General features: G+C 45.2%; 13 protein-coding genes and 1 pseudogene. 8 read left to right on the top strand and 6 right to left on the bottom strand.

The window, feature by feature from the left end:
• The first annotated feature begins 1 nt into the window (after position 1).
• The 3 genes and pseudogenes from QUA25_RS11105 (at position 2) to QUA25_RS11095 (ending at position 2,322) form a co-directional block, all read left to right on the top strand.
• Entirely contained in the window at positions 2–250 is a 249-nt protein-coding gene (locus QUA25_RS11105; protein ID WP_333037556.1) for a transposase family protein, read from the top strand.
• A 78-nt stretch (positions 251–328) separates the two neighbouring features.
• Positions 329–1,471, top strand: coding sequence for an ISAs1 family transposase (locus QUA25_RS11100; protein WP_333037554.1), 1,143 nt, complete (start codon positions 329–331; stop codon positions 1,469–1,471).
• Positions 1,472–1,680: 209 nt separating this feature from the next.
• Positions 1,681–2,322 (top strand): annotated as a pseudogene (locus tag QUA25_RS11095) (IS5 family transposase).
• 486 nt (positions 2,323–2,808) lie between these two features.
• On the opposite strand, the gene QUA25_RS11090 reads toward QUA25_RS11095, so the two are convergent.
• The 3 genes from QUA25_RS11090 to QUA25_RS11080 form a co-directional block, all read right to left on the bottom strand.
• Complete coding sequence (locus tag QUA25_RS11090; RefSeq protein WP_333037553.1) at positions 2,809–3,012, bottom strand: hypothetical protein; 204 nt, start codon at positions 3,010–3,012, stop codon at positions 2,809–2,811.
• A 389-nt stretch (positions 3,013–3,401) separates the two neighbouring features.
• Positions 3,402–4,997: an FG-GAP repeat protein gene (locus QUA25_RS11085; protein WP_333037551.1), complete on the bottom strand. Its 1,596-nt coding sequence runs from the start codon at positions 4,995–4,997 to the stop codon at positions 3,402–3,404.
• Positions 4,998–5,197: 200 nt separating this feature from the next.
• Positions 5,198–6,091 (bottom strand): AraC family transcriptional regulator, encoded by an 894-nt coding sequence (locus QUA25_RS11080; protein ID WP_333037550.1) that lies wholly within the window; start codon positions 6,089–6,091, stop codon positions 5,198–5,200.
• A 649-nt stretch (positions 6,092–6,740) separates the two neighbouring features.
• On the opposite strand from QUA25_RS11080, the gene QUA25_RS11075 reads away from it, so the two are divergent.
• Both QUA25_RS11075 and QUA25_RS11070 read left to right on the top strand, forming a co-directional pair.
• Positions 6,741–8,885, top strand: coding sequence for a peptidase domain-containing ABC transporter (locus QUA25_RS11075; RefSeq protein WP_333037548.1), 2,145 nt, complete (start codon positions 6,741–6,743; stop codon positions 8,883–8,885).
• A 17-nt stretch (positions 8,886–8,902) separates the two neighbouring features.
• Entirely contained in the window at positions 8,903–9,178 is a 276-nt protein-coding gene (locus QUA25_RS11070) for a hypothetical protein (RefSeq protein WP_333037546.1), read from the top strand.
• Here the strand turns inward: QUA25_RS11070 and QUA25_RS11065 are convergent.
• Positions 9,164–9,751: a Uma2 family endonuclease gene (locus QUA25_RS11065; protein ID WP_333037544.1), complete on the bottom strand. Its 588-nt coding sequence runs from the start codon at positions 9,749–9,751 to the stop codon at positions 9,164–9,166. The genes QUA25_RS11070 and QUA25_RS11065 overlap by 15 nt on opposite strands.
• Before the next feature lie 101 nt (positions 9,752–9,852).
• On the opposite strand from QUA25_RS11065, the gene QUA25_RS11060 reads away from it, so the two are divergent.
• Complete coding sequence (locus QUA25_RS11060; RefSeq protein WP_333037542.1) at positions 9,853–11,175, top strand: 3-isopropylmalate dehydratase large subunit; 1,323 nt, start codon at positions 9,853–9,855, stop codon at positions 11,173–11,175.
• Between the two features lie 213 nt (positions 11,176–11,388).
• Here the strand turns inward: QUA25_RS11060 and QUA25_RS11055 are convergent, their stop codons facing one another.
• Complete coding sequence (locus QUA25_RS11055; protein ID WP_333037540.1) at positions 11,389–11,787, bottom strand: transcriptional regulator; 399 nt, start codon at positions 11,785–11,787, stop codon at positions 11,389–11,391.
• Entirely contained in the window at positions 11,771–12,070 is a 300-nt protein-coding gene (locus tag QUA25_RS11050; protein ID WP_333037538.1) for a type II toxin-antitoxin system HigB family toxin, read from the bottom strand. The genes QUA25_RS11055 and QUA25_RS11050 overlap by 17 nt, the downstream gene beginning before the upstream one ends.
• Before the next feature lie 546 nt (positions 12,071–12,616).
• Here QUA25_RS11050 and QUA25_RS11045 point away from each other — a divergent pair.
• Together QUA25_RS11045 and aqpZ are read left to right on the top strand one after the other, a co-directional pair.
• Positions 12,617–13,378 carry a DNA-binding protein gene (locus tag QUA25_RS11045; protein WP_333037536.1) on the top strand — a complete coding sequence of 254 codons (762 nt, stop codon included), beginning with the start codon at positions 12,617–12,619 and terminating at the stop codon, positions 13,376–13,378.
• Between the two features lie 345 nt (positions 13,379–13,723).
• Positions 13,724–14,422 carry an aquaporin Z gene (gene aqpZ / locus QUA25_RS11040; protein ID WP_333037534.1) on the top strand — a complete coding sequence of 233 codons (699 nt, stop codon included), beginning with the start codon at positions 13,724–13,726 and terminating at the stop codon, positions 14,420–14,422.
• Positions 14,423–14,542: the final 120 nt, after the last annotated feature.

Here is a 14,542-nt window from a genome sequence, read left to right as displayed (position 1 = left end):
GATGAATTACGAACAAGTACAAAAGTTAAACCCCGCCGACTTTAAACGGTACTGTGGACTACATCAAGAGACATTCAAAGAGATGGTAAAAATAGTCAAAGCAGAAAAAGTTTTTCAAAAAAAATCAGGAAGACCAAGTAAATTGTGCGTTGAAGACCAAATCTTAATGACATTATCCTATTTGCGAGAATATCCTACTTTTTTTCATCTGGGAATTAAATGGGGTATTAATCAGGGCGAACGCATCTAAATTCCATGTTAACAGAATCTGGTATATTGGAGAAGAATTATTGAGTAGCTACAAAACATTTAATTAGGGTTTACCTGTATGAAACTCAAACCTAAAATCACCATCGCCGACCATTTTGCCGACTTAGAAGATCCAAGAATTGAGCGGACAAAACATCATCAATTAATTGACATTATCACCCTCTCAATTTGTGCCGTGATTTGCGGTGCTGATACATGGGTGGATATCGAAAGTTACGGGCGAGCTAAATACCAATGGTTAAAAAAAATTTTAGAATTGCCGAATGGCATACCTTCACATGACACAATTGCGCGAGTATTTTCTCGCCTCAAACCCGAGCAATTTCAGAAATGTTTTTTGAGTTGGATTCAATCTATTAGTTGCTTCAATCCAGGAGAAGTAATCGCAATAGATGGCAAAAGTCTTCGCCATTCTTACGAGCGGGGAGGAGACAAAAAAGCAATTCATATGGTCAGTGCTTGGGCGACGAATCAAAGATTAGTTTTAGGACAAGTTAAGGTTGATAAAAAGTCTAATGAAATCACAGCTATTCCGGCTTTACTCAAAGTATTAGAATTGAAGGGAAGCATTGTCACCATTGATGCTATGGGCTGTCAAAGGTCAATTGTGAAGTCAATTGTTGAACAAGAAGGAGAGTATGTAATCACCTTAAAAAAGAACCAACCATCCCTATATGCCAGAGTAGAAGAGTTGTTTAAACAAGCAATTAGACAAGGATTTTCGGGATTTACACATACAGCTCATTCGACGAAGAAAGAGAATAATCACGGTCGCTCTGAAATCCGACATCATTTAATGCTAAGTAACATCAAAGAGCTGATTGACCCCGACAATCAATGGGAGAAATTTCAGAGTATAGGTATGATAGAATCCGTGAGAATAGTGAAGGAAAAAACCACTATTGAAACTCGTTATTACATTAGTAGTTTACCAAATAATGCTCAAAAAATGGGTGAATCAGTCCGCAGCCATTGGGGAATTGAAAATTCTTTACATTGGGTACTAGATGTGGGTTTTCGTGAAGATGATTGTCGGATTAGAAAAGATAATGCTCCGCAAAACTTTGCTATGATTAGACACATCTCGCTCAATCTTTTGAATCAAGAGAAAACCTCAAAAACCGGAGCAAAAAATAAGCGACTTAGAGCTGGGTGGGATGATGACTATTTGACACAAATTCTCGCTGTTTCAGTTAACTAAATTCTCAAAAATAACTCATTGCTAACTATTATACAACTTGTAAACAGTGGTTGTAAGCTTTTTATTATCTAAAAATAGGCAGCAAGTAACAACCACCATTAATCAGTTACTCTTTTCTCTAAAAAACATTACAAAGCGTGTCTGTAGCTTCTTTGAATGGTGAATTTCTCCCAAAATATACTCACCACTGGTGAACAGTGTTCAATAAGATGCGTTTCCCCTGGGGTATTAATGAATCAAATGCTTATCGAATTGTAATTAGAACTGAGAAAGCTTTAATAAATTCAGGTTTATTTAAATTACCTGGCAAAAAAAATCTTTATCAAAGTCAAATTCAGGAGATAGAAACTGTAGCGGTGGATGTGTCAGAGCATGAAATAGAGCGTCCCAAAAAAAAGCAAAAGAAATATTATAGTGGCAAGCAAAAATATCATACAATAAAATCGCAAGTTTTAGCCAACACAAAAAGTACCGAAATAATATGTACAGCTTTTAGTAACGGAAAAACGCATGATTTTAGTTTGTTTAAAAAAAGCAAGATGGGGATGAATAAAGAAATTGAACTTTGAGGTGATAAAGGTTATCAAGGAATCAAAAAAATTCATAATAATAGTAGAACCCCTATCAAAAAAACCAAGAATAAAGAACTGACTCAAGCAGAAAAAGTTTTAAATCGCCAACTGGCAAAAGAAAGAATTGTTATTGAAAATATACATCGAAGTTTAAATATATTTAGAATACTTTCATCCAGATATCGGAATCGAAGAAGGCGCTTCGGATTAAGATTTAATTTGATCGCTGGTATTTATAATTATGAACTTTCTTTAAAGACTAAATTAGATATCGCCTGAGACTTTCGCAAGAGGTCTATTAGTCATTAGTCATTAGTCATTAGTCAGTTGGCAGTGGTTATTTGTTATATGCAGGACGATCGCTCTGTTATACAATGCAACGTTTTGTACGGGCGGGTTTTATCAACAATATTTGGCTAAAACCAACAATCTCATAAACCCGCCCCCGCCCAATTACCTGTTACCAAATTCAAGGTTTCTGCAACATTTTTTAACTCCTTTAACTAAAGGGATTGGCGAATAATAGCAGAGCGCGGACATTAGCATACAGAGCTGATAATCCTGTTTGGTTTGAGGTTTTGGAGCGCATACCGCGTTTTTTATTGGGTTCCGTACTCACAATTGGCAGAACATCCGAAAGTTGACTAACGCTGGTAACTTGACCGCCTGCGATTAAATTGGCTTCCGGATCTGAAATATCCTAAAGTTCGCGATCGCTCAGCCAAGAACTCTGATTAAGCATTTCCAAGTCTCCTGTTACAATTACTACTGTTTTGCCTTGTTGGCTTGACTAAGGAAAGAAGGGAGAGCGATCGCAGATCTTTCTTCCTCAGCCTCCCCCTGTAAGAAGAGTTGTCCGCCAGAAATAGATTCCTGACTTTGTTCGTTTAAATCAATCACTAGCGGATGTATTTTTTTTACATCCCACATGGATTTTGATGAATTTTTAGTTGTGTGTTTGCGAAACATTTTTCTCCTCCCGACTTTTCAAACAGACAAATTATGAGAGATGCGATCGTACCTGGAAATACTTGTCCTGTATGCCATCGCCCGTCAATCTTTTGCTCCAGATCAAAACTCTTTCCCATGTTGATGCCAATTAGATGGTACCCCATCGAATATTCAGGAGTTTCAAAAGGCGGCTGGCGATCATGTTCTAAGGTAGATAGTTTTCAGATTAGCTAACCTGCGATCGCAATCTCCCTTAAAACGGCCAACTTAAATATCTTCTCGGCTGGAAGCCGCTGTATTTTTTGGAAGTCCCTTATTAGGGCAACTTATAAGTTGCCCTAACTTAGACGCTATCGCTCTCCTCCTATGACCTGCGATTGCATCTCTGCGGCTTGAGGGTCTATATGCTAGCTGTACAGGACATTCACCCCACCTGCGTCGGCGATCGATCCAATATCTTCGTAGGCAACGCCTATAGCCAGGTCGTCGCTGCCGTCATTGTCGAAGTCGCCTGCTGCCAAGCTACCCCCGAAAAAATCGAATGACTCGGCAACCTGACCCGCACTGTCTTGCGACCAAAGTTGGTTGTTGTTATCGGTTAACAGGGCGGTCGAACCGCGCAGCACGTTCACCGCACCAGCACTGTTGCTGGCACCAACATCTTCTCCGGAAACGCCTATAGCCAGGTCGTCGTAGCCGTCATTGTTGAAGTCACCTGCTGCCAAGCTGCGCCCAAACCCATCGTTTGCCTCGGCAACCCCCTCTACCGTCCCAACATCTTGATGCCAAAGTTCGTTGTTGTTATCGGTTAACAGGGCGGTCGAACCGCGCAGCACGTTCACCGCACCAGCATCGTCGCTCGCACCAACATTTTCTCCGGAAACGCCTATAGCCAGGTCGTCGTAGCCGTCATTGTTGAAGTCACCTGCTGCCAAGCTACCCCCAAACCGATCGTTTGTCTCGGCAACCCCATCGACCGTCCCAACATCTTGATGCCAAAGTTCGTTGTTGTTATCGGTTAACAGGGCGCTCGAACCGCGCAGCACGTTCACCGCACCAGCATCGTAGCTCGCACCAACATTTTCTCCAGAAACGCCTATAGCCAGGTCGTCGTAGCCGTCATTGTTGAAGTCACCTGCTGCCAAGCTACCCCCAAACCGATCGTCTGCCTCGGCAGCCCCATCGACCGTCCCAACATCTTGATGCCAAAGTTCGTTGCCCGTGGCGGTTATGCCAGAGGCAGATCCGCGCAGCACGTTCACCGCACCGGCATTGTCGCTCGCACCAACATTTTCTCCGGAAACGCCTATAGCCAAGTCGTCGTAGCCGTTATTATCGAAGTCGCCTGTTGCCAAACTCGCCCCGAAGCGATCGCCTGTCTCGGCGGACCCGTCGATACCGGGACTGTCTTGATGCCAAATTTCATCGCCTGTGGAGGTCAGCCCCGCAGCCGATCCGTAGATTACATTTACCGCACCGGCACCTGTGATCGCATCAACTTTCTCTCCGAGAACGCCGATTGCCAAGTCATCGTAGCCATCATTGTTGAAGTCTCCCGTCACCAAGCTAGATCCGAAGCTATCGCCTGCCTCGGCTATCCCCTCGATGCCTAAACTGTTTTGCGACCAAATTTCATTGGTCAGGCTGCTCAAGCCACCAACCTCGCCGTAGATGACATTTACCGCGCCGGCACCGATGATCCCATCAATGTCCTCTCCAGGAACGCCTATGGCCAGGTCTTGGTAGCCGTCATTGTCGAAGTCGCCTGCTGCCAAGTTCGACCCGAACAAATCGCCTGCCTGGGCAATCCCCTCAATGCCTGAACTGTTTTGCGACCAAAAATCACTGTTGGACGGACTTAGACTCATGGTGCCGAGGGATGCTGGAGCGCCCGAACTCATTTGGCTCTGGGAGCGTCCCAAAGGGTCTACTGCGGACGGAAAAACATCTGCTGATGTATTTGGAACTGTTGGTGGAAATCCTGGAATCGAATTCTCAAACATGAGTATTTATCTCCCTTATTAAGTAAAATTGATGTAGTTTTGATTCACTTGCAGATATGATGCTTGCTGTCAGAAATCAACTCGGTCTAATTAGTTGAAGAAGCGACTATCTCTTCTTCACTTCCAAAATATGTTGACTTAATAGTTGCAGGAAATTAGCCAGACATCTTGCACGATATTGCTGTTTTTGCACATTCTTGCTATGACTTGAGCAAAGTTTTGGGAGTCACTCCTGTCAAGCGTTTGAAGTGACGGTTGAGGTGACTGTGGTGAGAAAAGCCACAGGCTATCGCAATTTCAGACAAACTCATCTTTCCCTGGCACAGCAATTGTTTTGCCCGTTCAACTCGCTGTTGAATCACGTATTGGTAGGGACTGATACCAACAGATTGTTTGAAAGCGCGGGAAAAGTGGTAGGGACTGAGTTGGGCGAGCGCTGCCAGTTCATCTAAATGAAATTCCCGTTCCAAATAATCGTTGATATAGTCTTGAACCCACCTCAATTTGTGTGGACACATTCCCCCTTTGCACTCGAAGTTTCGAGTTCCTTGCGTCGAATAATAGCGCAATAAATGTACGGCAAGGGCATTAGCCATTGTCTCTGCATAAAGCCGGCTGCCCCCGCCATCTGATTGCGCTTCTGCCTTGAGTGCCAGTCCAATTTGCTGGATTAACGGATCTTGAAATGCCATCGGCCACAATAACTCAACTTGCTCGGTATTGAATAACTCCAGTGCGCTGCGAACTAAGAATTCGTGTTCGAGATTGAGAGAGAGCAAATTCATTTCACTATGCCAGCGAAGTTCGTGAGATAGATTGAACGGACAAAGACCGATCGCACCTGGCAATACTTGCGATGTTTCCCACCTGCGGTCAATCTTTCGTTCCAATTGGAAACTCTGTCCGAGGTTGATGGCGATCATGTGAGAACCGATCGCATATTCAGTAGTTTCAAAGGGTGGCTGGCGGTGGTATTCTAAACTGATACCAGTCCAAATTGTGCGATCGCTCTTGATGATGGGGAACTGAGGAAATATCTCGGAGAAGTGGTTTTCTTGATTTGAATCGACAAAAAGAACTTTACCTTCAGACATGATTTTATCTCCCGCGCTACAAAACAATCTTTCTCTTGAAAAGTTTGGATGTAAGGATTCATGTAGCTGAAACGTAGTCACAGAAAAAATTCTAGGTTTTAAGCATTCGTTAAATCAACAGCTTAATTCTCAATAGGTACGAAACTAAAAGCTTTCATGGTTTCTTAATAAGAATGAATGTTTGATAATCATTCCATTAAATGGTTACACCGTATAGGTTTTACTGCTTTTCACATGACCTGAATCCTTACGTTTTGATTTACGCAAAAACAGCCTTTCCCGACTATTGGTAGCGGTAAGGTGCGGTGTGTTTCACCCTACAGAGAGAGTTCGTGCGTAAGTCCTAATAGTGCAACTTTACGGTTTTTTAAATTTTACGTTTGATAAGGCAACCAACCACTAAAATTTCTGAATAGACGATAGAAGTGAAAAGCCAGTCAAGGGCCGACAGAATGACTAACCCCATTGGTGTCAACTTAAGCCTAAAACCTTTGATAAATCTCGCTTATAGCCGAGTCTAGCTCCCCCTCGCATCCCCCTTAAGAAGGGGAACTTTGATAAAACTCTTGTCCCCCCAACCGTTCTAGCAGAAGGCCCAGAGAAACGAAAAATCAACAGAGGAAATCAGCCTGTAAGCTTCAAACTTGTTATGAAATATCCGATCGTTCTCCAACACAGCGAAGAAGACTGCGGTGCCGCCTGTCTGGCCACCGTTGCCAAATCCTGCGGGCGCACGTTGGCCATCAACCGCGTCCGCGAAGCGGTCGGCACCGGACAATTGGGCACAACGCTGCTGGGATTGCGCCGCGGGGCAGAAGCTTTGGGATTTAACGCCCGTTCCGTCAAAGCCACGCCCGAATTGATCGATCGCCTCAACGAAGCCCCGCTGCCCGCCATCATTCACTGGAAAGGCTATCACTGGGTTGTCCTCTACGGCCGCCGGGGCAAAAAGTATGTGGTTGCCGATCCCGGTGCAGGCCTGCGCTACCTCACCCGCGAGGCACTCACAGAGTCTTGGAACAATGGAGTGATGCTGCTGCTAGTGCCGGACGAAAACCGTTTTTACGCACTGCCAAATGACCGAATCGGGGGATTTGGGCGCTTTTTGCAGCGCGTCTGGCACTACCGCGCCTTAGTTGCGGAAGTTTTGCCGTTGAACATGGCGATCGGCCTGCTTTCTCTGGCATTCCCCCTGCTGATTCAGGTACTCACCGACGACGTATTGGTGAGGAGAGACACGGAACTGCTAATTACGATCGCGATCGCCACCGCCGCCACACTCCTCTTCACCAGCCTGCTAAGCCTAGTTCAGGCGAATCTAGTAGCTCACTTAGCTCAACGTTTGGAACTAGGACTCGCACTCGAATTCGGTCGCCAAATCCTGCGCCTTCCCCTCAGCTACTACGAATCGCACCGCAGCGGCGAAATTGTCAGCCGCCTGCGGGACATCCGGGAAATCAATCTGCTAGTCTCCCAGGTAGTAACCAGCCTGCCTAGCCAATTCTTCATCGCCCTAGTATCCCTGGGATTTATGCTGGTCTATAGCTGGAAACTGACTGTCGCTGCCGTCGCCGTCTCGTTTTTCACAACTCTGTCAGCCCTAATTTTCCTGCCAGCCCTGCAACAGAAAACCCGCGACGTTTTGGTCACAGATGCGGAAAACCAAGGCATCCTAGTTGAGAATTTCAAAGGCGCCTTGACTTTAAAAACCAACAATGCCGCGCCTCAAGCTTGGGAAGAAGTGCAAAGTCGCTTCGGTCATCTGGCAAACGCCACATTCGGCTTGTTACAAATCAGCATCCTCAACAGCGTCTTCTCTACTCTGGCCTCCGGCGTCGGTTCCCTTGCCGTCCTCTGTTTTGGCAGCATTCTGGTAATTCGCCAAGAACTCACCGTCGGTCAACTGCTGGCATTCAACGGCATGAACCGCAACTTTACTGCCCTAATTAGCAGCGCCATCAACTTGACGGACGAGTTCGCCCGCGCTCAAACTGCTACCCAGCGTCTCGGCGACATCATCGACACCGCGCCAGAAATGGGGGACAACGCCCCGCGCGATCGTGCCGAGATTCCCGCTGATGCCGATATTACTTGCAAAAACCTCAACTTCCACCACATCGGCCGCGTGGATTTGCTGAAAGACTTTTCTCTAACGATTCCCGGCGGCAAGGTGACAGCTTTGATTGGCAAATCCGGCTGCGGCAAAAGTACGCTGGCAAAACTGCTTGCCGGTTTGTATGCGCTGCAATCCGGCAATATCCGCTTCGGACAGTACAATCAATCCGATTTGTCCCTAGAATGCCTGCGCGAACAAGTCGTGCTCGTGCCGCAGGAAGCTCACTTTTGGAGCCGATCGATTGTCGAGAATTTCCGCTTTTGTTACCCTAGCGCGACTTTAGAACAAATAGTAAAAGCTTGCCAAATTGCCGGTGCCGACGATTTTGTCAGCGGACTTCCCGACACGTATCAGACTGTTTTGGGCGAGTTTGGCGCGAATCTTTCTGGCGGACAAAGGCAAAGATTGGCGATCGCCCGCGCCCTTGTCACCGACCCGCCCGTCTTGATTTTAGATGAATCTACTGGAGCCCTCGATCCCGCAACTGAAACCGAAGTGCTCGATCGATTATTAGCCGATCGTCAGGGCAAAACGACAATTTTAATCAGCCACCGTCCCCGAGTCATTCAGCGCGCCGATTTGATTGTACTGCTCGATCGGGGCGAACTAAAACTAACTGGAACTCCCGAAGAGTTGAGCCAAATTCCTGGAGAACATTTAGATTTTTTGCATCCATAATTATAGCATCCGACTTCGTGTCTTCGCGGTTCGTTATAACACCCAAGCGCGATCGGCAATCGGGTCTGGTAAAACTATCATTTAACCAAGAGCGATCGCCTCTTAATTTTGACGACCAACAATCCCAATCCTGCAACAATCATGGCAGCAATGCTGCTGGGTTTTGGCACTGCTTGGGCAATCATGAAAGAATTTATCCCCAAAGCGCGAGATCGCTGAGAACTGCTATAGACGAGCCGCCAAATGTTGGCAACATCACTGCGATCGCCTCTTATAGTTCAATCGGTAAATAATGGAACTTCCAGCACAAATCCAGGTAAAACATCTTCTCCAGAAAGTTGTGTGGGTAAAGAGCGAACCTCTTTTGTTTGTCCCTGTCGGTAAATTTCTACTTGCTGATTTTGTGGATTAAACAACCAACCCAATCGCACCCCACTTTGCAGGTATTCCAGCATTTTATCTTGTAAAGTTTGCAGATTATCCGATCGCGATCGCAGTTCAATGACAAAATCCGGCGCTATGGGGGGAAATTTCTGCCGTTGTTCTGGAGTGAGTGCTTCCCAGCGAGACAATTCCACCCATGCTACATCAGGAGAACGAGATCCTCCACCGGGCAATTTGAATAGCGTGGAAGAACTAAAGACCTTACCTAGTTGGGTTTGGCGATTCCAAATATAAACTTCACCACCGAGCTCCATCTCGCGACTACCGCTATCGCCGCCAACTGGAGACATCACAATTAACCTTCCTTCAGCATCGCGCTCGATGGTTAATTCAGGATTACTGAGACAGAGTTGATAAAACTGCTCATCGGTAAATTGAACGCGATCGAGATTAACTTTTAGGGGTAACGTCAGCAAGGTCATCGTCATTACTCCCGATTTTTGAGACCTGATAATTTCAATTTTAATAGAATGTTTCGCTTACAATACACTTGTAGCATCTAATAAAAAAGAGCGATCGCACTATGGGAATGACTCTGACCGAAAAAATATTAGCCAAAGCATCAGGGCGCACTAAAGTCGAGCCCGGAGAAAATATCTGGGTAGAAACAGATGTGTTGATGACCCACGATGTCTGCGGGCCCGGTACCATCGGCGTTTTCAAACGCGAATTCGGTGAGAATGCTAAAGTCTGGAACCCAGACAAAATCGTCCTCATTCCCGACCACTACATTTTCACCAACGACGAACGCGCTAACCGCAACGTCGATATTCTCCGCGATTTTGCCCAAGAACAAGGGATAAAATACTTTTACGACATCACGGATCGATCGGACTTCAAAGCAAATCCCGACTACAAAGGAGTTTGCCACATCGCCCTAGCACAAGAAGGTCACACCAGACCGGGCGAAGTGCTCTTCGGCACCGATTCCCACACCTGCAATGCCGGCGCTTTCGGACAATTCGCCACCGGTATCGGCAATACAGACGCGGCTTTTATCATGGGAACCGGCAAACTGTTAATCAAAGTTCCCGCAACCATGCGCTTTGTGTTCAACGGTGAACTGCCGGATTATTTGTTAGCAAAAGACCTAATTTTGCAGATTATTGGTGATATTAGCGTGGCTGGTGCTAACTACCGGACGATGGAATTTGCCGGCGATACAGTTGAGCGTTTGACGATGGAAGAACGGATGACGCTGTGCAATATGGTGATTGAAGCTGGCGGCAAAAACGGCACGGTTGCACCCGACAAAACTACGTTGGATTACGTTACTTCGCGGACTGACAAACCCTTCGATTCATTTTACAGCGATGGGGATGCTAAATTTTATAGCGATCGCACCTACGATGTCACCCAATTAGAACCAGTCGTCGCCAAACCGCACTCTCCCGACAACCGCGACTTAGCCCGCAACTGCCGCGATGTCAAGATCGATCGAGTTTACATCGGTTCCTGCACCGGCGGCAAAACCTCCGACTTTCTGAATGCCGCCCGCATTCTCAAAGGAAATCAAGTCAAAGTTCCGACTTATTTAGTACCAGCAACTCAGAAAGTTTACGAAGATTTGTTTGTCACAAAATACGATGGTCAAACGCTTTCGGAAATCTTCTTAGCTGCCGGCTGCATCGAACCCGCTGCGCCTTCTTGCGCCGCTTGTTTGGGCGGCCCGAAAGACACTTTTGGGCGGATGAACGAACCGGAAATTTGCGTGTCTACAACTAACCGCAATTTCCCCGGCCGGATGGGGAATAAAGAAGCGCAAGTTTATCTAGCTTCGCCTTATACGGCGGCGGCTTCTGCGCTGACTGGGTATGTCACCGATCCGCGCGAATTCCTGTGTTAGAGAGTTGCTTTTACCAGTTGTAGGGTGCGTCAGACTTTCACTCTAGAATTAATCGACGGTTTCGGATATGACGCACCTTATATTATGTTCGATCGATTAGTCTCGATCGGGGCGGGGCGGGTTTATTGTATTGTCGATTCTAGGCGATTATTGTCGCCCAAGCCGCCCCTACAAGACATGGAATTAGATTGTAACCAATCGATTCATCTTAAATTAAATGAACAAGCTAGGTGAGATTTGAAAATAATCGCCGAGTGCCTTAGCTTGTGCTTTGCTAATGGATCGCTTGCCGTTCACAACTTCAGATACTACGCCGCTAGATCCAATGATACCTACCAAGTCTGCTTGGCGGGTGTCGCTGGATTCCATGATATGTTGCAAAATCTCATGAGGTTCGGATGTGTCTATGGGATAGTTTGCTGTCTCGTAAACTTCTATCAAAGTGACTAACAACTTGTATAAAACTTTCTCCTCTGGAGTGAGGTTTTTAGTAAATGTTAGCCTTTCTGCAACTGCCAGGAGGCGATCGTATTCTTCTTCAGTTTCGATCGCCTTGGGAGCAATTTCTGCCAGCAAGTTGCTGTAAGTCGTTCGGTCAAAAGTAAGGGTCATTTTTCCATTTTTCTTTGTCGTATTCAGAGTGGCTTAGGAAATATTTGTATAAAACAGTTTGGTTCTCATAGTTAATCCCAACAATCAGGCGATAGTCGTTGCCTTTGATATTAAAGACGGTAAAGTTTCCTACTGCTTCGGCATCCCGATAAATTTTGCGAACATCCTCCAAATTCTGCCATGCCGCTTTGTTGACAGTTTCTTTCCAAATCTCAATTTTATTTTTGACATCCGGGTATTTAGCAGCATCATCACGGAGGTTGCGGATCGAAATTAGGTGCATTTGTTTTTAGCTTTTTGGTGTTTTTGTATTGCATCTCTTTCGCTTCCCTAACGTGGCTTATTCCATCACTTTATACAGGACTTACTCACAGATTTTATCTATAGCAATCCTTGCAAGAGTCATCAACTTTTTACCCCACCCCAACCCTCAGACCGGGTTCGGGGAGGGAGTAAGAAATTCACAAATGATGCGAGGATTGCTATATAGAGCGATCGCTGTCCACCAGAACTCTACAGGTGATGTCAAAGTTCAGTTATGCAGCGTTATACCAAATCCGGGTTAGGCATCCCCTTTATTGTCATTGCGAGGGAAGCAAATCAATCGCAGAGACGCAAGCGATTGCTTCGCTTCCCTCGCAATGACGGAATATTTATAACAGGGGTGGTAAACTCGGATTTGGTATAAGTCCTGCTGGTATACTTATACTCTCATTTTGAGAGGAAAGTGTCAAGGGTCGATCGGGTAAACATTTTTTAAGCCACGTAGGTGAGTTGTGTTTGTGCAGTACGCACTGTGCACCCTACTTGAATTGACAGGAGATTTACTTTGAAAACACTATTTTTGGCTTGGCAAAGCCCGGACAGCGGTTCTTGGTTTCCGATTGGTCGATTGACATTTAACGGTAAAGAATACCAGTTCAATTATACAAATGGTGTTTTAGAGGCGAAACTTAAGTGCGGGTTTCTGCCTTTGCCATCTTTCCCGGATTTCAATAATGTTTACACTTCACAGAAACTGTTTGCGTTGTTTTCTAATCGAGTGATGGCGCGATCGCGCCCTGACTACCCTGAATTTGTACAATGGTTGAATATCCCTGAACACGAATATGACCCAATTGCTTTATTGGCGCGCAGCGGAGGCAAACGGGCAACGGATAAATTTGAGGTGTTCCCTTGTCCCGAACCAGATGAAAATGGACGTTACTTTATCCATTTTTTTGCAGATGGACTGCGATACCTTTCAAAGTCGGCAATTGAACGGATTAATCGGCTTCAAGTGGGCGAACTTTTGTATTTAGCCCACGAATTTCAAAATTCGCGCGCTTCCCGTTTGCTTTTGTGTACTAAAGATCACTGGATTGTCGGCTATTGTCAGCGCTATCTTGTGGATGATATTTTTGAAATTATTTCGCAGCATCCAGAATTGGTTTGCGTAGAAGTCGATCGCGTCAATCAACCCCCAACGCCGCTACAGTTCCGCTTGCTGTGTAAGATGACTGCCGATTGCCAGCAAGGCTTTCGCCCCTTCAAAAGCCCGATGTACCAGCCGATTAGCAGTGATATTTTAGCTGCAAGTGCGATCGGATAATCAGCAACAATAAGTAAAATTACAATTGCATAATTAGGGAAGAACTCAAGTTAATTATTGTGAATTGAATACAGATTGAATACAGAAAATTGCACCATTTAGACGAATAATTAGCTAAGTGTTGACATTTTTTACATAATAGAGTATGTTTGAGCTAATTTATCGATTCCCAATTTCGCATTCTCAGTTAAGCTCATACAATTTATCAAAATTAGAGCTATATGTTGCTAATGATTTTGATTAGTATTGTTGCGCTTAGTGAAACAAATTCGATTTCTAATTTTTATAAATAGAACTCGTATGGGTGTGAAATTGACCGATTAGAAACTTGAGATAATTGTGAGTATGAACAAAAAAATAAAGATTGGGGTTGCTGAAGCTTTTGGTACTTTTGTGTTGGTATTAGGTGGATGTGGCAGTGCGGTTTTAGCTGGAGACAAAATCGGCTTTTTGGGAGTTTCGATCGCTTTTGGTCTATCCCTCTTAATCATGGTTTATACGATCGGCCCTATCTCTGGATGCCATATTAATCCGGCGGTAAGCATCGGTTTAGTAGTTGCCAAACTGATCGATGCTGTTTTGCTTCCTTATTATATAGGCGGTCAGATTGTAGGGGGAATTTTAGGCGGTCTTGTTTTGTATATGATAGCATCAGGAAAACCAGGCTTTGATGCGGCGGCTTCTGGATTTGCATCTAACGGTTTTGCAGAACATTCTCCCACTGGTTACGGACTTTTGGCAGCAGCTTTGACGGAAATTGTACTGACTGCTTTTCTGTTATTTACAATCATGGGTACTACCCATCCCAAATATCCCGTCGGTTTGGGCGGAATTCCGATCGGCTTAATGCTGGTGTTGATTCACTTAATCGGAATTCCCGTAACAAATACTTCAGTTAACCCAGCTAGAAGTATCGGTGTCGCACTTTTTCAAGGCGGATGGGCAATCCAACAGTTATGGGCGTTTATTGTATTCCCAGTGATCGGTGGAGTTATCGGCGTTTTGGCTTATAATTTCATTAAACCCACTATGGAAGAAATTTGATCTAGAACCAAAAATAAACCGGGTTTATTGAAATTTTTAGGGTGGTAGAATTCATCCGGCAACTTAAGAAACCCGGTTTGTCGATCGCACAACTTGATAAAATTGCAAGTATTCGGTAAA

The organism is Microcoleus sp. Pol17C6, assembly GCF_036701145.1.
In the GTDB taxonomy this organism is placed as follows: Bacteria; Cyanobacteriota; Cyanobacteriia; order Cyanobacteriales; family Microcoleaceae; genus Microcoleus.
Note: the sequence above shows the minus strand (reverse complement) of the source record. Positions and strands in the feature narration are given on the sequence as shown.